The sequence below is a fragment of the Aerococcus agrisoli genome, assembly GCF_003797145.1.
GTDB classification, from domain to species: Bacteria; Bacillota; Bacilli; order Lactobacillales; family Aerococcaceae; genus Aerococcus; species Aerococcus agrisoli.
In genome coordinates this window covers 21591-41804 of sequence record NZ_RKMG01000009.1, presented here as the reverse complement: position 1 = coordinate 41804, position 20214 = coordinate 21591, and the positions used below count along the sequence as shown (strand labels likewise).

The following is a 20214-nucleotide window of genomic DNA, read 5'->3' as shown; positions in this document are numbered from 1 at the left end:
GCTTTTCTTTGCATGCGCCTTCCTTATTATAACAAAAATATACTCTTTATTGGATAAAAACCATTCGGAACGGTATTATTCTTGCTCTGATTGAACGCTTTTCTCACATCCTAAAGTTGAGCTCGCTTGGGCAGACAGGCCTCCACTTCGGAAATATTTGCAGCAAGTTTCACTTGCTACTGCATATTCCCTCCAGTGCTCCCTGTCTAAACGCCCGCGCTCGCATCCTATTTCATTCTTTAAATTTATTTACATTCTTGTTAATTATTTCCTAAAAATCTCTTTTTCAAAACATGGTAGAATGAGTGTACCAACCAAAAGCACATTGGGTGCCTGCCAGGTTAGTAGGAGGAAATAGAACATGGAAAAATTTACAAAACGATTAGCATTGACGAGTGGTGTGTTAGCGCTAGGTTTAGCCGTTTTAGCACCAAGTAAGTCAGCCGACCGGGTCGCAATTGATCCAATGTTTACGTATGGAGAGACATTAACTGACAGTCAATTCGAAGAAACAAAATCATTATTAGGTGTTGAAGATGGCACTGAAGAAATTGAAGTCCAAGTTAGCGAATTAAACGATTTATTGCAAGATAGCTATCCTTATTCTCAAGTATATTCATCAGCTTATATCACGGCTGCAGATAACGACGGTGGTGTAACGGTAGAAATCGCCACACCAGATACAATTACAAGCATCACCGAAGCCCAATACGAAAATGCGGCAATCACTGCCGGTGCAATCGATGTGAACATCAAAGTTGCATCAGCTGTTGAAGTAGATGGTTCTGGTGCCTTAGCCGGTGTTTATAAAGCCTTTGAAAGTGCTGGCCAAACCTTAGACGCGGATGCTCGTGAAGTAGCCCAAGATGAATTAGCCGTTACATCTTCTATTACTGAAGAAAACCAAGATACTGAAGGCTATTCAGATGCAGATTTAAATGCAGCCATTGCTGACATCAAATCTGAAGTAGCGAGCTTGAAAGACGAAAACGGTGGTAGTATTTCAGTTGATGAAATTACCGTTATCGTGAATAATGTCATCAACAACTACAATTTAGATGGCGTTATTTCACAAGAAAACATTCAAGCCATCATTGATCAAATGCAAAACTTCTCTGCGCTTGAATTAACTGAAGAACAAAAAACACAGTTATCAAACCTTGCAAGTTCATTAACGGATGCAGCTAGTACTGCTGCTAGCAATGTAGCTGAAACAGCAAGCTCAGCAATTGCCAACACCGATACTGAACAATTGAAAGAAGACTCTCTTGGTATTTGGGATCGCATCCTATCTATCGTAGATAACATCTTTGGTACAAGCTTCAGTTCTAGTAGCGATGCAACTAGCGAATCAACAGCCGAATAATCTGAAACAAACTTGTCCTCAACGACTAGATTTCCATACATATCTAGCCGTCGGGGACTTTTTCTTTATTTTCTCAGCATGATGCAAACAACTAATAACGCAATTTTGTCAATCTGGCCTTATAATAAAGAGAATATAACAAGGGAGGCTTTGCATATGGATGATAGTGTGAAAAAAGAATCTTTAATGAACGGCAATTACGTGAAAAGTATGGTCTATGGTGGCCTAGATGGCATCGTCACCACCTTCGCCGTGGTTGCAGGTGCTACCGGTGGTGCACTATCCTTGGAGGTCGTCATTATCCTAGGTTTCGCCAACCTCTTGGCTGATGGTTTATCCATGGCAGTCGGCGACTATTTGTCTAGTAAATCTGAAGGGGAATTTGTACAGAATGCGATCCAAAAACGTCGTTTGGATTTTCAAAGTGACTTCGCAATTGAAGTCACTAAACTATCTGAAAATTACCAAAGTAAAGGCGTCTCTAAAGCAGATGCCGACCAAATTTCATCTACCTTAGCCAACTATCCGAACATTTTTGAACAAGAACGGATCAATAGTGAGTTTGGGGATGAAGAAATAGAAACCCATCCTATGCGTAATGCCTTAGTTACTTTCTTCTCATTCTTGATTTATGGTTTTATTCCGTTAATTGCCTATGTGTTTGCTTCAATGAACACCTTCTTGATGGCCAATACATTCGCTGTGGCATGTGTTTTAACGGCTATTACCCTCTTTATCCTAGGTGCGTCAAAATCACGCCTAACCCATACTAATTGGTTTAAATCAGGTATGGAAATGCTCTTAATTGGGGGTGCAGCCGCACTTGTTGCCTATGGCATTGGGGTAATCCTAGGTGGCTAGCGGTTGACGATTAGTAAACCTGTAAATGTAAATAGTGAACGCAAAAATACCGCCACAGCCATTGTTGACTGCGACGGTATTTTTTAACAATTATTTGTCATTTACTAAGTCTGGGTAAAGCGTTTGAATAGAAAGTTGGTCATTAATTAATTTAGCTGACGGATCTAATTTCGCTTTTTGGTCAACCCCTTGTTTCCAATATACGGCTAGGATAATTAAGGTAATGGCTGCCCCACCCCAGTATGCGAGGTTGCTTAAACCTAAGCCAAATCCGATTGGTTCACTCAATAGGTAAACGACAACGGCGTATAGCATAAAGATCCCTGGTACCAAGGTAACGAAGTAGTTTTTACCTTTCAAGAATAAGTAACGGGTTGTTACAAGTAAGGCTAATACAGCTGTAACTTGGTTAGCCCAGTTGAAGTAACGCCATAAGATGTTGAAGTCTACGAATGTTAAGAAGAATGAGATCACGTAAATCGGAATAGTGATTGCCATAATTTTAGGTAATGTATCTTGTTTCACGTTGATGTAGTCTGCAACGATGATACGTAATGAACGGAATGCTGATAAACCAGATGATAATGGTAATACGATAACACCTACGATAGCGATTGTACCGAAGAAACTACCTAATAACTCGATTGAAACAGCATTTACAACTGCAGAAGCAGTACCCGCATCGATCATACCACTTAAGGTTTGACCGTCGAATAAGGCTAATGATGCAGCCACCCAAATCATGGCGATGACACCTTCAGCGATCATCATACCGTAGAAAGTGAAGCGACCTTCGCGTTCATTTTCCATTGTACGAGATACCATAGGTGCTTGTGTCGCATGGAATCCAGACATGGCACCACATGAAATGGTGAAGAAAATCCCTGGGAAAATAGCCAAACCTTTTGGATGGAAGTTATCTAGTGTAGCTGGCGTTAATTCCACCATTGTATGGTCGCCAAAAATTAAGCTTAGACCAATGGCAATTGATGAAATGATTAGAATCGCACCAAACCATGGGTAAACTTTCCCCATTGCTTGGTCAATTGGTAAGACTGTAGAAATTAAATAGTAAATAAAGATAAGCACAATAATCAATAATAACGGAACGCCAGCTGGTAATAAACTTTGAATCAAAGCTGCTGGTGAAGAAACAAATACTGTACCTACTAACAGTAGTAATAAACAAGCAAATAAGTTAACTACGTGCATGGTTGCTTTGTTGATGTATTTCCCTGCTAGTACAGGTAATTGTGCCCCATTGTTACGCAATGAAACCATACCCAACATGTAGTCATGAACCGCTCCGGCGAAAATACACCCAAAAATAATCCAAATATAAGCTACTGGACCATATAATGCCCCCATGATTGGTCCGAATACAGGACCGGTACCGGCAATGTTTAATAATTCAATAATTGCATTTTTCCATTTAGGCATTGGCACGAAGTCTAAGCCATCTCTAAGTATCTCAGCCGGTGTTTCACGGTCTGGATTTGGCCCAAAATTTTTCTCGATATATTTCCCATATGTGAAATAACCGATAATCAATGCAGCAACACCAATAATAAATGTCCACATAAAAATTTCCTCCCTTAAATCAATTTGCGTCCCCTGCAAAAATTGCAAGCGTTTGCACATATTCATTATAGTTATAGCTAATTAATTAAGTCAATTGTACGTTCATATTAAATATAAAATACATTTATACATATAAAGATATTTTATGATGTTTCCCTATCATTAATTGTGCAAAACACCTATTATTTAAGGCTTTCGTGCCTGTTGCTATATCACAATTTTTCTTGGCTTAGGATTTTTATTTTGACATTAAATACATTCATATAAGTACAAAATTGTCTTATTTTTTGTATAGGTTTTCCAGCAATTTGAACCAACAAAAAAGCACCCTTTAAAGGATGCTTTGCGGTCATTAAAATTGATCACGTAAATCGCGTAAGGCTTTGAATTCCTGCACATCTGCAGCCTGCATGAAGATATTAATCACTTTCTCACGGCCGATTGTTGATGGGTAAGTTGGATGTTCTGAGTCGATAACTGTCTCCACTTGCGCCAAGGCTTCCGCTAGTACCTCATTTTCTGGTTGGACTGAGTGGGCAAATCGTAAGTTGGTTAAGGTATACTCATGACCTGCGAAAACAGCCACATCTTCGTCTAAACGGCTAAAGGTTTCTAAAGCATCGAATTCTGCTTGGTAATCCCCTGTGAATACACGACCGCATCCGGCTGAAAACATCGCATCGCCAGAGAATAGATACAAACTGTCCACCATATAAGACAGATGGCCTTCTGTGTGTCCTGCAGATAATAAGGCTGTGACTTCATGGCCTAATACGGTAAATTGGTCCCCATCTTCAATATAGGTCATATCAAAGCCTTCAATCTCACGCGGCCCATAAATCTTAGTATCAGGGTATTGCGCGACAATCTCAGCCACCCCATCCACATGATCATGATGTTTATGGGTTAAAATAATCGCCATAGCTTCAGGCTTTTCAGCTGCCACATAAGATAGTACATGTTTTGCTTCCCCTGGGTCCACGATAATCAATTGTTTTTCATCTTCAATGACCCAAATATAATTATCACTTAGTGCCCGAATTGGAAAAATATTCATCTTATTACTCCTCACTTTACGCATACGGCAAATGTCTTTTTCATCCCTATATTACCATATCCCATGAAAATGCTCAGCTATTTCGCAACAATTTTCAATGTGTGAAAATAAATTTTCAAAAAATCCCAAAACCATCATTGGCTTTGGGATGCATTCATATTCGACTAAGCTTTATGCTTCAAAAGTGACCTGTCCATCTTCATTAAATACTGCAATCGCATTGGTCGCCAATTGTTTCTCCATCATTGCTTCTAAAATATCAGGTGCCACTGTAGCTGTATGTGCCCCAGCATTTAAAGCTGATACCACTTGACTAGTATTTTTAAAACTTGCACCCATAATTTCCGTTGCTAAATCGCGCTCATCAATAAACAAGCGCATACTAGTAATTTCTGCAAAAGGATCAATATTATTATTCAACATCCGATTCACGTAAGGGGCTATGAAATCACAACCAGCTAAAGCCGCTAATATTCCCTGGTCTGCTGAATAAATTGCCGTTCCCAACACCTTGCGCTCTGGCTCGGTTTCCTTTAAATACTTAATAAATTTTAGCCCTTCAAAATTAACAGGTACTTTTATGGCAAAAAGAGCTTGCTCCTCAATTTTCTTAATCTGCTCGAAATCTGCTAGTAAGTCATCAAAACCATTCCCTACCACCTGGCAAAACACATGGCCTTCTGTTGTTGCTTGAATTGCCTGCAATTGTGTCCATCTATTCCGCTCAATTTTACGCAGAATACTTGGGTTTGTTGTAACACCCTTCAATATACCTAACTGGTCAAAATGTTCGATTAATGTGATATCCGCTGTATCTAAATACATAGCTATTCCCCCTCACTAATGCTCCTGTGTTATTTTGCTTCAGTAATGATAGTTAAGGCATCCATCATATCAGTCACAATAATATCTGCCTTACTTAAATCCTGTTTCGGGTAGTCTGGATTGGCAAAACCAATCGTATACATGCCGGCCGCTTTGGCTGCAAGTACCCCATTACGGGTATCTTCAATCACAATACATTCTGAAGATGGTGCTTGTAATAAATGCGCAGCTTTTTCAAAAATATCCGGATTTGGTTTTGAACGCGCAACTTCTTCCCCACTAACTAAATGTGCAAATTGTGAGGTAATACCAAGTTGCCTTAGATTACGCATAATTTCCAATTTAGGTGACGACGAAGCGACGGCCATTTGATAGCCACGTTTGCCAAGTTCGTCGACCAATTCGACGCTATTTTTGATAGCTCTCACGCCATCTCGCTCGATCATGGCTTGACGATAGCGATTCATTTTATCAATATAAGTCTCCACACTATCGGGTAAGCCCAACTCATCCTTCATCGTTTGCCACATAAAATCATAGGTGGTACCCATGAATTGATATTGATACGAGATATCCTTCATAAAACCTTGCTCATGCAAAATATCTGTTTTAGATTGTAGATAGGTATATTCTGAATCGACTAGAACCCCATCCATATCAAAGATAATTTTCTTCATAATTTCACCTCAAAAATAAATCGAACCATTGCTGATCCGATTTATCAATTTTTTATGCATGAATTGATATTGCTGTACCTACTTCGATGTTTGGCAATGGTTTTGCTTCAACATACAATGTACCTGCAAGATCGGCAGTTGTTGCGCCATTAAAGTTAATTGTGATGTGACCTAGATCAACTAAGTTTTTTTCAACGACATTACCAACAGCTGTAATTTCATAGCTATTGTCGTCGAATTTTACAGTCATACCAGGTTCAATATGATCTTCTAGTTGATTTACATAAATATTAAAGCAATATTCTGCTAAGTCTTGTGATGCATCCTTACCAAATAATAAAATCATATTTTCGGCTTGGAATAATTCGGCTTGTGCGCCAATGTCAAATACTTCTGTTTGATAAACTGTCATCTATTGTCCCCTTTTCTAACTGTATAAACCAAAGCTTGCTAACCATGCAACGACGATACGTGGTACACCATTTAAGAATCTAGAATATAATACTGCTGGTACACCAACTTCAACCGTTTCAGCATCCGCCTCAGATAATCCTAATGCTACTGGGATGAAATCGCAACCATTTTGTGTATTGATAGCGAATAATGCTGGCAATGCTAATTGTGGAGGAATATTTCCTTTACCAATTTCTACCCCAATTAATGTACCGATAACTTGACTGATTACCGCACCAGGACCTAGTAATGGAGAAAGGAATGGAATTGAACAGATAAAACCGATGATCAATAGTCCCCAAATATTACCTGCTAATGGCGCCATAGCATTGGCTATCCATGTACCAATACCAGAACCTTGGATAATCCCTATGATCAAGGAAACGAAAGCCATGAATGGAATGACAGTATTTAACATCGTTTGAACAGCTTCACGTGCAGCTTGGTTAAAGGTTGCAATCACTTTACCTGCACCCATACCGATTTTAGTAACAATACTTGTATCCGTACGTTGTTCTGTCATTTTCTTAGAAGTATCGTATGTTGCTTTTTTCTCATCAGCTTTTTCACTTGCAGCTACAGCAGCCGTTGCTGCTTCACTTTCATCCGCAAGTTCAATTTGATTCATACCCACGTTAGATACATAGATGTCCTCGTTGATATATTGTGCTAATGGACCAGCTTTACCAGTTGGGATTACGTTGATTGTTGGAATTCCTTTTTTCGGATAAATACCGCAACGTAATGTACCACCACAGTCGATGATTGCTAAAGCAATTTCATTATCTGGAATAGACGTTTTAAATCCATTTACAGCTTCCATACCTGTTAATTCTTCAATTTTGTCAACGATCTCAGGGCGTTCACCGCCACCTACGACATAGATAAATTTATTTTTTTCTGCAGTCGGTGTTATGGTTAACGGTCCACCATAGCCCCCGTTACCTTTACGTACTTTAATGCTCTTGTATTCAGTCATGATTCATTTCTCCTTCACTCGATAAATTAGATAACGGTTTCAACAGATTTGCTTAAAACAACACCTTGTTGTTTAGAGATACGTTCAGTGATAAAGTCCGTTGACCAACCACCAACAAAGTTCATTACTAACCCTACTAATAAGTAGCGAATCGCAAGTTCCATTTCGTTTAAACCTAATTGTGCAACACCGTTGGCGATACCTAACCAAACGAATAATTCACCTGGGTTGATATGTGGGAAAATCCCGTTACTTGTATGACAGAATTGCATTTGAGCTGCAATATAAGATGGTTTATAGAATTCTGGTAAGAAACGCCCCATTGTCATAGACATTGGATTACCCAACATAAAGGCTGCTACGAAAGGTAAAATCATGTATCTTGAAACTGGGTTTTTCGTTGAAATACGTGCTAGTTTTGTCACACGTTCTTCACCTAACAACGCAATTAAGGCATTCATGGCAATCATCAACATCAATACCAATGGTACGATAGATGTCATCCATGAGATAAAGGTTTCCCCACCTGTTTGAAATAAGTTCATAAAACCTTGTGCAAATTGAACAATCCACTCCATAATTAAACACTCCTCTTATTAAATTTACTTAGTAACCAATTTTTTGCCAAACCAACATTCATAACTGTCTCTTGCAAGACATTTCCTTTTTTCTCTTCTACATAATTACCAATCGCCACACGTAGATAAATTTCACGTGCATCTTCCATAGCAATCTGAATTAATTTATTTTCTTTTTGAACTAGCGGATGATATCTGTCAATAAAATGAATATCCTGTCCAATGTATTCATTTCTAGGTTTAAATCTAGCAAGTACTGTGACACCCTGCATGATACGTGCATCTAAAATTTTATCGTCTTTATCAACAGCGAAGAAAACGATTGTACCGGATTGAATCTTGCCCGATCTGCGGCCGATTGCAACCTTACCTTTTCTTCGTAATTCTTGATATACCGTATTGAAATGTTTTACTTGAAAATAGCCAAATGCCGTTTGAATTAATAAGGCTGCTATTGCCACAAAACCAAAAATATATGTAAAAGCCATTATTCAACCCCCTCATCTTCCTGAATCATTGATGTCCCTGCTTGCTGCCAAGCATAGACTTTTTCTTTTAATTCCACACTATCTGTTGCTGAAAAAATAAAATCATAAATTTCAAGCAAGGTGTCTATTTTCTTATCATTCATCTCATCTGGCACAGCCAACATCATGACCAACTCGACTGGACCATTTTCCGTTTGGATTGCCTCTTCGAACGTACCCATGATAATTTCAATCTTACTTGAGCCACTATTGCTAGCATGGGGCATTGAAATCCCTTTACCAAAAACTGTTGATTGTAATTGTTCACGTTCTTGAATACGTTGTGCAAATCCAGCATCCACACGGTTGGCTTTCTCTAGCGTTTTTGCCATCACATTCAATTGTGTTTCATATGATTTATTTGCTTGTAATGCAATATGCGAAATACGCACATCTCCTTCACGGCGTAATTGTTGTTTTTCAATGCGATCCCACTCTTGTTTGATTTCTAATGCGTCAAAAGTAGGTAAGATTTGGATGACTGGTACATCCGTCTGCAAGTGTCGTAAAGGAATCGTGGTAAAGATAGCGAAGTAAGTTGAAAAATCTTCTTTGCTATAATCTGCTTCCGAAAAGTTGGTGATATGAATTTCATCACCTAACACTTGCTGCAACCGTTGTTTTAACAGTAACGCTGTGCCTAGACCTGTATGACAAATCACCGCTATTTCTTTATAGTCATCCTTGCTTCGATTATTCACCAACATTTCCAAATATAAAGTAAGATAATTCACTTCCTCTTTGACCACTGGTCGTCCTATTGCTTTACTGATTTCATCACAACAAATTTCTGCCATCGCATAGGATACTGGATATTTGATATGAATATCTTTTAGTAGGAGGTCATTCGTTTTAGGTCTAAAAATTACTCTATTGATAAGGAAAACCAGATGCTGAAACATTTCATCATATAACAAATTACTATCAATATTGACGGCAAAAGTGTCTTGCAATCGCTGCATCATCTTGTCAAAAATATCTTTGACATAGGCTACGTTTAAGTTGCGATTTATCCCTTGATTATACAAATTTAATGGAAAGGCCATGAAAGCTTTCTCGTACTGACTGATTGATAGCTGAAAGGCTAATTCAATTTCACCAGTTAATTCATCCAATAAATCCGAATCCTTAAAATAGTAATAGTCTATCTCACGATCTAAGATATGTTGTTCATGAATACGAGATAAAGTCACTGTAATTGAACGTTTCAGTAAATTTTGAATTCTGTCCGTAATATCGAATGCCGCTAATAAGTCATTCAGTTGATCGTTTATACCTGGAATGAGTGAGTCAATGGCGTAATAATCTAAGATAAAATGAACATAGATGAGCCGAATTTCTAACTCATTCCCCTTTAAGCTTAGACCTTTACTCGTCTTCCCTATCAATTCGACTTGGTAATCTTGTAACAGGCTTCGAATTTCTTTAATATCATTCGCTACTGTATTTCGACTTACATTCATTTCATCAGCCAAATCCATTAGTTGAACTGTGTAGGAACTATCGATTAATCGTTTCAAGATATAAGCAAATCGTTTCTTAGAAGAATTAAAATCACTGTCTATCTTAAGGCGACCAGATAAAATCTTTTCGTATTCAACCAAATTAAAAATCTTTAACGTATAAAATTTGTTTTCATATTCTATAGAAGCAATATGTACCAACTCATTATTCAACAAGGAAATATTACTCTTAATCGTTTGTGGTGAAATGCCAAGGTACTCAGTCATTTCATCCTGACTAATCGTTGGACTCGTTTCAAACAAATTTAAAATTTTATACCATCGTTCGACGAGCGCCAATTCAATACCTCCTATCCTCTTGTTTTACCACCTGCCACATTAATGGTCACACCCGTAATATAGCTTGATCTGTCTGATACTAAGTACAAGACAAGATCAGCAACTTCCGTCAATTTTCCACTACGGCCTAATGGAATTGTACTTGTGTTTGAATATCCCGCACGTAATTCCTCAACTGATTTACCTCGAGTGTAGGCAAGTGCTTCTTCATAAGCCAGTGTACGTAAACCTGTTTCTTCCATAATACCCGGTGCGACACCAACAACGCGTACATTGTGTTTACCCAATTCCTTTGCCCAAGAGCGTGTGTATGAATAAACAGCTGCTTTAGTAGCGGCGTAAACACTTTGTCCTTCTGAACCTTCAAGACCTGATTCAGAACCCATGTTGATGATAACACCATCTTTTTTACCAACTAGTACACGGCCAACTGTTTGGGCAACAATGTAAACCCCTTTTTGGTTAATAGTCGTTACTTTGTCAAAAACATCTTCAGATAATTCGAACGGTCCTTTTTCGTCATTTGCATCTACCAATAAACGTGGAATATTAATACCTGCATTATTGACAACTGCATCGATCGTACCAAAAGTATCTAATACGCTTTGTACACTTGCTTCAACGCTATCTTTACTTGTTACATCAGTCGCCACGAACATTAAATTTTCGTGTTCTTTGCCATTATCCTTCAAATCGAAGTTTGCGACTTTCACTCCAGCTGCTAACAATTCTTCAACAATTGACTGACCAATCCCTGAAGCACCCCCAGTAACAATTACAACTTTGCCTTCTACTTCTAACCAATCCATTTATCCATCGCTCCTTTGCTTTTTCTTTACACGCTTATAGTAGCAATGAAAACGGTTTATATTAATCCAAGCTTTTTTCAAGCTTTGATAAATTTATTGGTTTATTGAAAAAAATGGTTACACAAAGGTTGCTAACTTTCCCTGCTATATCGTTTTTTTCATTATATTTTAATTTGTATATTTGTCCACTAAAAAAGAACCATATCTTGAAAATATGGTTCTTTTGTCTAAAAAGTATTTATTCTTAGCGTTTATCACCAGCAATGACACTAATATTGCCGTCTACTTCAAGGACAGCCATCTTGACCTCAGCAACGTCGGCTAAGCCATGCTCGCGAATGGCTTCCAGCAAATCATTGGTGGTAATCTTCGATTTTTGAAGGTTGGCGTCATTCACCTTACCCTCATAGACTAGCAGGTGTGCATCCCCTTCTAGCATCTTACTAAACCAAGGAATACGGTACATCCAATTTTTGAAAATCATATTCACGATGAATAAAGTAGTTGCTGCCACCAAGCCTCCAAGTAAACTTGTATTGGCTCCGACCATGGCATTTTCCCCTTCTAGCTCAAAGTTGTAAACGCCCATGAATGTGTTACTATATTATTAATTAAAAGTTATTTATGATATGGTTCATTGTTCTGAATTCTGAAGCTTCTATATATTTGTTCCGTCAATACAAGTCGCATCAATTGATGAGGCAAGGTCATTTTTCCAAAAGAGATTTCTTGATTCGCGCGTTTATAAACAGCGTCGCTCGTACCCAGAGAACCACCAATAATAAAGACAAGGGTTGATTTCCCCTGCGTCATTTGCTGTTGCATATGTTTGGCTAGTTCAGGAGAAGACATCATTTTTCCGTTGATTGCTAAAAGGTAGACATAATCATCATCTTTCACTTTTGCTAAGATGCGTTCACCCTCAGCATTCTTGACTAGCTCATCTTCCGCTTCACTGGCATTTTCCTTGGTAGGTTCATCTTTGACTTCAATGACTTCAAATTTTGTATAGCGACTCAAACGTTTGGCATACTCTTCGATACCTTGTTTTAAATACTTTTCTTTCAGTTTTCCAACTGAGATAATTTTTACTAACATGCAAAAAGACTCCAATCATGCAAAAATGCTTATTTAAAAGTTTTTCTTTTCTATTTTACTTTATTTTTCTAATAAAGTGACTATAATTAATCGTATTTGTAATTATTAATTTTTTTAAAATTATATAAGGAGGGCTTAACGATTAATATTTTTCGTAAAATGCTGAGTTATGTTGCCAACCCTGTTGGTCACCTATCCAGTGCCAAAATCATCGCGTTATCATTCGCTTTGGTAATCTTTGTAGGTTCTCTACTATTGAACTTACCAATCAGCCAAGTGGCAACGTCAGATGCTACATACTTTGACCACTTATTCATCGCCGTATCTGCAGTCTGTGTGACCGGTTTATGGGTTGAATCTATATATGATACTTACAACATTTTTGGTCAAATTATCATGATGATCCTAATTCAAATTGGTGGTTTAGGACTGATGACTTTTATCTCTGTCATCTACTTCAAAATCGGCCATAATGTGCGAATGAGTGCCCAAGTCGCAGTTACAGGTGCCTTGAATAGTAATTCCCTAGACAACATCTCAAATTGGCTAGGAAAAATCTTCAAATATACTTTCATTATTGAAGGTATTGGTGCTTTATTATTCGCCACTTTCTTTATTCCAGAATTGGGGTTTGCTAAAGGTACGTTCATCAGTATTTTCATGGCTGTTTCAGCCTTCTGTAATGCTGGATTTGATCCCCTATCCAATATGTCAATGATAGGGTACCAAACTGTTCCAATTATTAACTGGACGATTATTTCATTAATCGTATTAGGTGGTATTGGTTTTAGTGTTTGGTTTGATGTTACGAATCAAGTTAAACAATTTGACTGGTCACGTCCAAGAATTGCGATTAAAACTGCAATTCGTAAATTACGACCACACACAAAATTAGCATTGGGAATGACCGTATTAATTATCTGCCTAGGTACCATCTTATTCTTAGCTTTTGAATGGCAAAATGAAGGTACCATTGGTGATATGACTGTTGGCAACAAAATCATGACTGCTGTATTCCAGACAGTTACCATGCGTACTGCTGGTTTTGCTTCAATTGATTATACCTTAGCGCATCCCGTGTCAATTTTAATATTTATTGTCACAATGTTTATCGGTGGTAGCCCAGGTGGTACTGCTGGTGGTTTGAAAACAACTACCTTCGCTTTAGTTATCATGATGGCTATTGCTGAAGTTAAACAAAAAGAAAACGTAAACTTTGTAAAACATACGATTCCAGCACAATTGTTACGTCAAGCTTTCGTTATTTTCTTACTTTACATTGCTTTATTAATTATTGGTTCAGGATTAATTTTAACCTTTGATCCGCAAGTTGATTATTTATATATCTTGTTTGAATCAATTTCAGCCTTTGCAACTGTAGGTGTTACGGCTAACTTAACCCCTACATTAACACTGGCTAGCCAAGTTGTCATAATGTCCTTAATGTTTATCGGTCGTATCGGACCAATGACAATGTTCATTTCCTTGTTACCAGATAAGAAAGATAAGACAAGCGATATTCAATATACAACCACAAATATTTTAATAGGATAGGTGTAAAAATAAAATGGGAAAATTTAAATTAGTTGGTATTTTAGGATTAGGTATCTTTGGTTCAACAATCGCCAAAGAATTATCAGAGAATGGTGTCGAAATCATTGCTTGTGACCTTGACCAAAAGAATGTTGACCGATTAGAAGGATACTTAACAGTTGGTTCCGTTGGTGACTTCACCGATATCGACTACATGCGTGAATTAGGCTTCGGCCAATGTGATGCTATTGTTGTTTCAACTGGTACTAACCTTGAAGCTTCAGTTCTTGGTGTATTAAACGCGAAAGAGTTAGGTATTAAACACATCATCTGTAAAGTAAAAAATAAAACAAACCGTAAAGTGTTATCAGCTTTCGGTGTAGATGTTTTAGTTCAACCTGAAAAAGAATCTGGTATCCAAATTGCTCGTCGCATGATCCACAATACTATCGAAGAAGTAATTAAATTAGACGACGAAACTTCATTAGTTGAGTTCCGTGCCCCAGACCAATGGGTGGGTAAAGCTTTAACAACATTAAATACTCGCCAACGTTACGATATCAACATTATCGGTATTCGTAAAAAACGTCGTGACGCGTTAACAACAACCTTCCCTGCTGACTACGTGATCCAACCTGATGACATCTATGTTGCCATTGCCAACACAGATAAATTTGAAAAAGCAGACTACTTACGCGAAATTCGTTAATCTAAACAACACCAAAGCGGTTGAAAGAGCAAATGCGCTCTTTCAACCGCGTTTTTCATACACATTTTTATCCACATTATCCACAATTCGTTTTCGCTCAGAATCCCCTTAAACCAACATTTCCATTTAACTTTGCAGTTATCCCCGTACTTATCCACATTATCCACAGTTTTTACACAATTGAACAAGCCCTATATTATACTATTTAAAGCCTTTCCATATACTTATGCACATTTTCCACTTTTTATCCCCAAGACTGTGGATATATTTTGGGGATAACTAGCTATAGCAACATATTTCTATCCCCTCATTATTTGATTCAACAAACAAAAAAGCGCAAGCCACACAAAATGTGGGCTTACGCTGTATGTTTTAGCTATTATTCAGTTACAGTGCTCGTACTTGAAGATTCTTGTGCTTGTAATTGAACGGTCGTTTCTTGTAACTCACCATCACGGTAGTAAGAAATTTCCACTGTAGCAGTTGGATCTTGGCTGTATAGTGCTTGACGGAATGATGCAGAATCAGTTACTGGTTCACCATTGAAGCTTACAATAACGTCATCAGCTTGTAATCCAGCAGCTTCAGCTGCAGAACCTACGGCCACTTCAGCAATATAAACACCTTCAGTTACATCTGTTGGTAATTGTAATGTTTGAGATTGGTATTCAAGAGATACACGGTTCAAGTCTACCATTGAAACACCTAATTCTGGACGGATTACTTGGCCATTTTCTTCTAATTCAGCAATAATTGTTTGAACATCATTAGATGGAATCGCAAAGCCCATACCTTCAACGGAAGAATCTGAAACTTTCATCGAGTTAATACCAATTACTTGTCCAGCTGCATTTAACAAGGCACCACCAGAGTTACCAGGGTTAATCGCTGCATCTGTTTGAATTACATTTGCTACCCAGTCGTATGTACTATCACCGTCAATATCGACTGATACCGAACGATTTAAACCAGAAATAATCCCTTGTGTAACAGTTGTTGCGTAATCAGACCCTAATGGAGAACCGATAGCAATAGCAGGCTCACCTACTGTTAAGCTATCAGAGTCACCAAATTCAGCAACGGTTGATACTACATCTGAAGAAATCTTCAATACAGCTAAGTCAGTCCATGGATCAGTACCCACTAATTCAGCCTCTACTTGTGTACCATCTGCCATAATGATATTAATGGCATCTGCGTCGTCGATAACGTGGTTGTTTGTCACAACATAGGCTGTGTCTCCATCAACCTTATACACGACACCAGAGCCTTCAGATGAAGTCTCTAATTCAGTTGAAGCATCGTCACTAGAAGATGATTCACTACCTTGTGTAGGCGAAGTAAATCCGAATAAATCATAAGTCGAAACGGATTCAGTCATGTTTACTACTGAAACAACTGAATCCTGTACTTTAGCAACCGTTTCAGAAACGTCAGTCGTTACATCTAGGCTAGTAGATTGTACTGATCCGCTTGAATTTGCTGCTTGCGCACTTGAAACTGCAGAATCAATCATCGATTGAACTTCTTCAGTCGAAATACTTGTGTCATTATTAGCCGAGGAGGTAACGGCATAACCTACCCCACCAACTAATAAAGTAGCAATTGCGCCCCCAATCAAACCTGATTGCAAGGGTGTCATCTTACGGGCTTTCTTTTCTGGTTTATGTGGTTCATTTGGGTTTTTAATTGGTTCGTCGTTTTGGTTATTGAATTGATCGTTATTTTGAGACATATGCTCATCCCCCTCGTTGTTTATTTTGGCCTTTACAATTAGATTATAATAGGAAATTTTGAATAGTTTGTGACTTTTTAGGGCCAAATCTATAAAATTTCATAAATCCCAACTATAAAGTATAAAGATCAGTCGGTTTTTCTGGATTCGTATCATAGACCTCAAATTGCTCATGAACCCCTAAATCAGCCTGGGTCAAGGCAGATACACACGTTTGATGTGCGATGGTCTTCATGTTATTTTCTTTGGACAAATGACCAAGGTAAATTCGTTTGGTACGGTCACCAATCATATCAATCATTGCTTGCGCGCCAGCATCATTTGATAAATGCCCTTCGTCGCCCAAGATACGTTGTTTTAACGACCATGGATATGAACCCATGCGCAACATATCGATATCATGATTGGACTCAATTAAATAGCCATCCGAATTTTTTAGTAGACCTACTAGACGGTCACTGACATAGCCTGTATCCGTTAGAATGGTAAATTGCTTGTTATCTTTTTGAAAAGCATAAAATTGCGGTTCAGCTGCATCATGGCTCACACCATAAGAGACGATATCCACATCATCTAGGGTTAAGATATCCCCTTGTTCGATAATATTTTGCTTTTCAATTGGTATTGTACCAACTTTATTGCCAATTGCACGCCATGTGGCTTCATTGGCATACACATTCAAATTATATTTACGCGCTAGCACACCAACACCCTTAATATGGTCTGAATGTTCATGTGTGATAAACAAAGAATCAATATCCGAAATATCGCGATTGATTCCTGCTAGCAAATCCTTTAATTTCTTCCCACTAAAACCTGCATCCACCAAAATCTTACGTTTGGGGGTTTCTATATAAGTCGCGTTTCCACTAGAGCTACTGCCGAGCATGGAAACACGCATTGTAAAATCTTTCTTTGCAGTCTCCACGATTGCCTCCTACATGTTGTTTACTAAGTTTTATTGTTTGTTTTCTTCTGAATCTGTCTGATCTGCTACAAATTCTGGTTGCCATTTCATTCGTTTCAACGATAAATGTGCAATTGATTGGGCTGAGCCCATCAAAGGTAATTGTAAAATTTGTGGATCTTTTTCTACATTTTTGGCTAACTTCACATTATTTGCAGCTACCCATGAATAAAGGTATTTATCATCTAACCACTCATTACTTTGGTTTGACCAAACTTCACCAGCCGTAGTTTGTTGCACTAATTGTTTCAAGTAAGATTGCCATTGTCTATATAAGGCAACCCCTGTCTCCGTACGTAGTGGTAGTACATTTTGTTGAATCAGATACACAAGCGCCAAACTCAAAATAATAAGTACGATAGCCCAAATATTCACCTGACCCAATTGCACTTGCCAGTAGCCCACGAAGAAAGTCCCAAATAACCATGCTACCATATAAATCGTTAAGATAGTATGGAATACTTGATTCATTTTACTATAAACGCCCTCTTTATTTAAGGCTTGTTTCGCATTTTGACGGATTTTACGTACCAATTTACGGCCTAAACGTGTGAAAAGTACAACACCCTTACTAGCAGGATTAAAAATCAGTTCATTCAACGAAACCACTTGTCTTTGCGCATCTGTTTGCTCAACAACCGCTGCTAGCAGTAATTGGCCAGCTGGATGGTTCGTTTCATTTGTCAATGGTGTTACTTGAATATCTGCGATTTGACCGCGTTTATTGGTAATAAAATGAGCGGCGAGCGTCTTATTTTCGATCATTTCTAAAATCAACAGGACAATGGCCTGTGTATTCGAGTATTTTTTACCTGTTAACATGGCAACACTATGTGGTGCGAAGTAATTAGGTTTTGATTGCACGGCCCCCTTTAGATCAGGAACAGCCGCAAAAATAGCACGTTTGCGCATAAACAAGTAGATTGCATAGCCTAGAATGATGATGAATAAACCACCAGACACAAGCCAAATTTGACGGCCTAAACGTGTTTGCAGATTAGACTCGGCTGTACGGCTAGCTTCCATCTCTTTAATGATTGATTCGCCTTCTGAATCTTTTCCAACTGTTTGATTGTTGGCAAGAATTTCAACTGGCATATACATTTGAACCCCAATCACTTCATTCGCAGCTAAGTTTTCCGCTTTTATGGTTAGACTCGTGCGATCATCTGACCATGTTAAAGTCGTTTTGGCTTTGGAAGACACGATAATGTCAGATTGATCCGCCGGTACTGCAGCTGGGAAATTTAAGGTTACAGATGCTTCTTCAGTATCATAAGGTAAAGCTAGGAAATTGGCTTGTAGAATCGACCATTTTGCATAATTCGTCCATAAATCACTTAAGGTTCCAGTAACTTGGGCGATATGCGGTGCATTTGTAATCGTATTGTAGATGGTAATATCCATACCATCTTCACTTTCGGTTAGTGTGTATGTACCCACATCATTAGAATCGCTCGCTACAAAGGGGAAGAATGCTTCCGCACTCACACTTTTCATATTAATTGCTAAGTCAGTTAGCTTGCCCAGTTCTCCTAATTCAATGCGATGATTGATTTCATTCACTGTGCCCTTCACATCAAAGCCAAATGTTTCAGTTTGCTTCATACTACCGTCATCTTGAACATCGATGTTGCTAGTATAATCGGTGACCTTCACTTCTGCTTGTACATTGGCCACTTGACCAGCAAACATAACAAACATGACGATAACCGCCGTGATCCAAGTACTTATTTTCGTGCTTAGCCTCGGATATCTTTTGATAGATGTATTTTTCTGAAACATGACAAATCCTCTTTCCAATTTTCAAACTATTCTGATTACATTGACTATTGCGTTAAAATTGACCCATTGATTGCATCGACGTATACTCTTTGTGTCGTACCTTCACTGGCTTGAATAAATAAAGTCCAGACAGGATGATACAGCGTAATTTCTTCGAGCACTAGGGTTTGACGGTAGGATAGGAAGGATGTCACAATTCTTGCGTCATCCGGAATGGAATTATTTAAAAAGGCATTCTCAATAGCCTGCGCTTGGGTAATAACTGTTCTGTCTTCCCCTTGTGTCGCTGATTCACCGGTAACGGTTTGATCATAACCATAGACGGCATAATTTTCATTAACTTGGAATACAATCTCTCCAGAACCATCCGCAATTGGATAGTTGGCAGCCGACTGTTTCATGTATAAAATAGTACCCGCATTTTGATCATAGGTAACAAATTGATACATGTTGCCATCATATACTTCACTATCCACAAAAGCGTCCAACTGGCTCAAAGCGTCATCTGATAGCGTCCCAGAAACCGTATTTTCCCCAACACCATTCAATGGCACTGGCTCGTTAATTTGTGAAACGATTTGATTAGACTCTGGCACAACTTCAACACTTTGAGTATCACTTGTTACAGATAAGACTTCGTCTAAAGTGATGGTTTTATTTATCGTTCGAATAAATGGTGTCGCCAATACTTCATCTGACGGTTCATCATAGCTAATATTATTTGTCTGCAATTCGGTTGCAATATCTACCGATTGGCTCGCAATCGCTTGATTAAAGGTGCCAATATATTTATCTAAAAAGATATTGACCAAGAAAATATCCAAAATCAAGAAGGCGATAATAAAAATGACTTCAACTTTTCTAAAATTCAT

The 20214-nt window shown here is 38.2% G+C and carries 20 protein-coding genes; 4 read left to right on the top strand and 16 right to left on the bottom strand.

Annotation, left to right across the window (positions count from 1 at the left end; genetic code table 11):
• The first annotated feature begins 361 nt into the window (after positions 1–361).
• Positions 362–1366, top strand: coding sequence for a DUF1002 domain-containing protein (locus tag EF384_RS04165; RefSeq protein WP_123779730.1), 1005 nt, complete (start codon positions 362–364; stop codon positions 1364–1366).
• 156 nt (positions 1367–1522) lie between these two features.
• Positions 1523–2227 carry a VIT1/CCC1 transporter family protein gene (locus tag EF384_RS04160; protein WP_123779729.1) on the top strand — a complete coding sequence of 235 codons (705 nt, stop codon included), beginning with the start codon at positions 1523–1525 and terminating at the stop codon, positions 2225–2227.
• A gap of 90 nt (positions 2228–2317) precedes the next feature.
• On the opposite strand, the gene EF384_RS04155 is transcribed toward EF384_RS04160, so the two are convergent.
• The 12 genes from EF384_RS04155 to rlmH all read right to left on the bottom strand — a co-directional run bounded on the left by EF384_RS04155 (position 2318) and on the right by rlmH (position 12613).
• Positions 2318–3808 (bottom strand): carbon starvation CstA family protein, encoded by a 1491-nt coding sequence (locus EF384_RS04155; protein WP_123779728.1) that lies wholly within the window; start codon positions 3806–3808, stop codon positions 2318–2320.
• A gap of 352 nt (positions 3809–4160) precedes the next feature.
• Entirely contained in the window at positions 4161–4865 is a 705-nt protein-coding gene (gene gloB, locus EF384_RS04150) for a hydroxyacylglutathione hydrolase (protein ID WP_123779727.1), read from the bottom strand.
• A gap of 171 nt (positions 4866–5036) precedes the next feature.
• On the bottom strand, positions 5037–5690 hold the full coding sequence (locus EF384_RS04145) for a transaldolase family protein (protein WP_123779726.1): 654 nt from the start codon (positions 5688–5690) through the stop codon (positions 5037–5039).
• 29 nt (positions 5691–5719) lie between these two features.
• Positions 5720–6370, bottom strand: a complete 651-nt coding sequence (locus EF384_RS04140; RefSeq protein WP_199729715.1) for an HAD family hydrolase — start codon at positions 6368–6370, stop codon at positions 5720–5722.
• Positions 6371–6419: 49 nt separating this feature from the next.
• The gene (locus EF384_RS04135; protein WP_123779724.1) at positions 6420–6779 is read right to left on the bottom strand and encodes a PTS glucitol/sorbitol transporter subunit IIA; all 360 of its coding nucleotides are present in this window, start codon (positions 6777–6779) and stop codon (positions 6420–6422) included.
• A 15-nt stretch (positions 6780–6794) separates the two neighbouring features.
• Positions 6795–7799 (bottom strand): PTS glucitol/sorbitol transporter subunit IIB, encoded by a 1005-nt coding sequence (srlE, locus tag EF384_RS04130; RefSeq protein ID WP_123779723.1) that lies wholly within the window; start codon positions 7797–7799, stop codon positions 6795–6797.
• A gap of 26 nt (positions 7800–7825) precedes the next feature.
• Complete coding sequence (gene srlA, locus EF384_RS04125; RefSeq protein WP_123779722.1) at positions 7826–8377, bottom strand: PTS glucitol/sorbitol transporter subunit IIC; 552 nt, start codon at positions 8375–8377, stop codon at positions 7826–7828.
• Between the two features lie 2 nt (positions 8378–8379).
• Positions 8380–8865, bottom strand: coding sequence for a transcriptional regulator GutM (locus EF384_RS04120; RefSeq protein WP_123779721.1), 486 nt, complete (start codon positions 8863–8865; stop codon positions 8380–8382).
• The gene (locus EF384_RS04115; RefSeq protein WP_148076699.1) at positions 8865–10706 is read right to left on the bottom strand and encodes a BglG family transcription antiterminator; all 1842 of its coding nucleotides are present in this window, start codon (positions 10704–10706) and stop codon (positions 8865–8867) included. Before EF384_RS04115 ends, EF384_RS04120 begins: the two co-directional genes overlap by 1 nt.
• 11 nt (positions 10707–10717) lie before the next feature.
• Positions 10718–11515: an SDR family oxidoreductase gene (locus EF384_RS04110; RefSeq protein ID WP_123779719.1), complete on the bottom strand. Its 798-nt coding sequence runs from the start codon at positions 11513–11515 to the stop codon at positions 10718–10720.
• A 244-nt stretch (positions 11516–11759) separates the two neighbouring features.
• Complete coding sequence (locus tag EF384_RS04105; protein ID WP_123779718.1) at positions 11760–12104, bottom strand: DUF421 domain-containing protein; 345 nt, start codon at positions 12102–12104, stop codon at positions 11760–11762.
• Positions 12105–12133: 29 nt separating this feature from the next.
• On the bottom strand, positions 12134–12613 hold the full coding sequence (gene rlmH / locus EF384_RS04100; protein WP_123779717.1) for a 23S rRNA (pseudouridine(1915)-N(3))-methyltransferase RlmH: 480 nt from the start codon (positions 12611–12613) through the stop codon (positions 12134–12136).
• A 159-nt stretch (positions 12614–12772) separates the two neighbouring features.
• Here rlmH and EF384_RS04095 point away from each other — a divergent pair, with 159 nt between their 5' ends.
• Both EF384_RS04095 and EF384_RS04090 read left to right on the top strand, forming a co-directional pair.
• Positions 12773–14167 (top strand): TrkH family potassium uptake protein, encoded by a 1395-nt coding sequence (locus EF384_RS04095; RefSeq protein ID WP_123779716.1) that lies wholly within the window; start codon positions 12773–12775, stop codon positions 14165–14167.
• 13 nt (positions 14168–14180) lie between these two features.
• Complete coding sequence (locus EF384_RS04090) at positions 14181–14855, top strand: potassium channel family protein (protein ID WP_123779715.1); 675 nt, start codon at positions 14181–14183, stop codon at positions 14853–14855.
• Between the two features lie 379 nt (positions 14856–15234).
• Here EF384_RS04090 and EF384_RS04085 read toward each other — a convergent pair whose 3' ends face one another.
• The 4 genes from EF384_RS04085 to EF384_RS04070 all read right to left on the bottom strand — a co-directional run bounded on the left by EF384_RS04085 (position 15235) and on the right by EF384_RS04070 (position 20214).
• Positions 15235–16590: a S1C family serine protease gene (locus EF384_RS04085; RefSeq protein ID WP_123779714.1), complete on the bottom strand. Its 1356-nt coding sequence runs from the start codon at positions 16588–16590 to the stop codon at positions 15235–15237.
• A 112-nt stretch (positions 16591–16702) separates the two neighbouring features.
• Positions 16703–17491 carry an MBL fold metallo-hydrolase gene (locus EF384_RS04080; protein WP_123779758.1) on the bottom strand — a complete coding sequence of 263 codons (789 nt, stop codon included), beginning with the start codon at positions 17489–17491 and terminating at the stop codon, positions 16703–16705.
• Between the two features lie 57 nt (positions 17492–17548).
• Entirely contained in the window at positions 17549–19342 is a 1794-nt protein-coding gene (locus tag EF384_RS04075; RefSeq protein WP_123779713.1) for a DUF2207 domain-containing protein, read from the bottom strand.
• A gap of 44 nt (positions 19343–19386) precedes the next feature.
• Complete coding sequence (locus EF384_RS04070; protein ID WP_123779712.1) at positions 19387–20214, bottom strand: two-component system regulatory protein YycI; 828 nt, start codon at positions 20212–20214, stop codon at positions 19387–19389.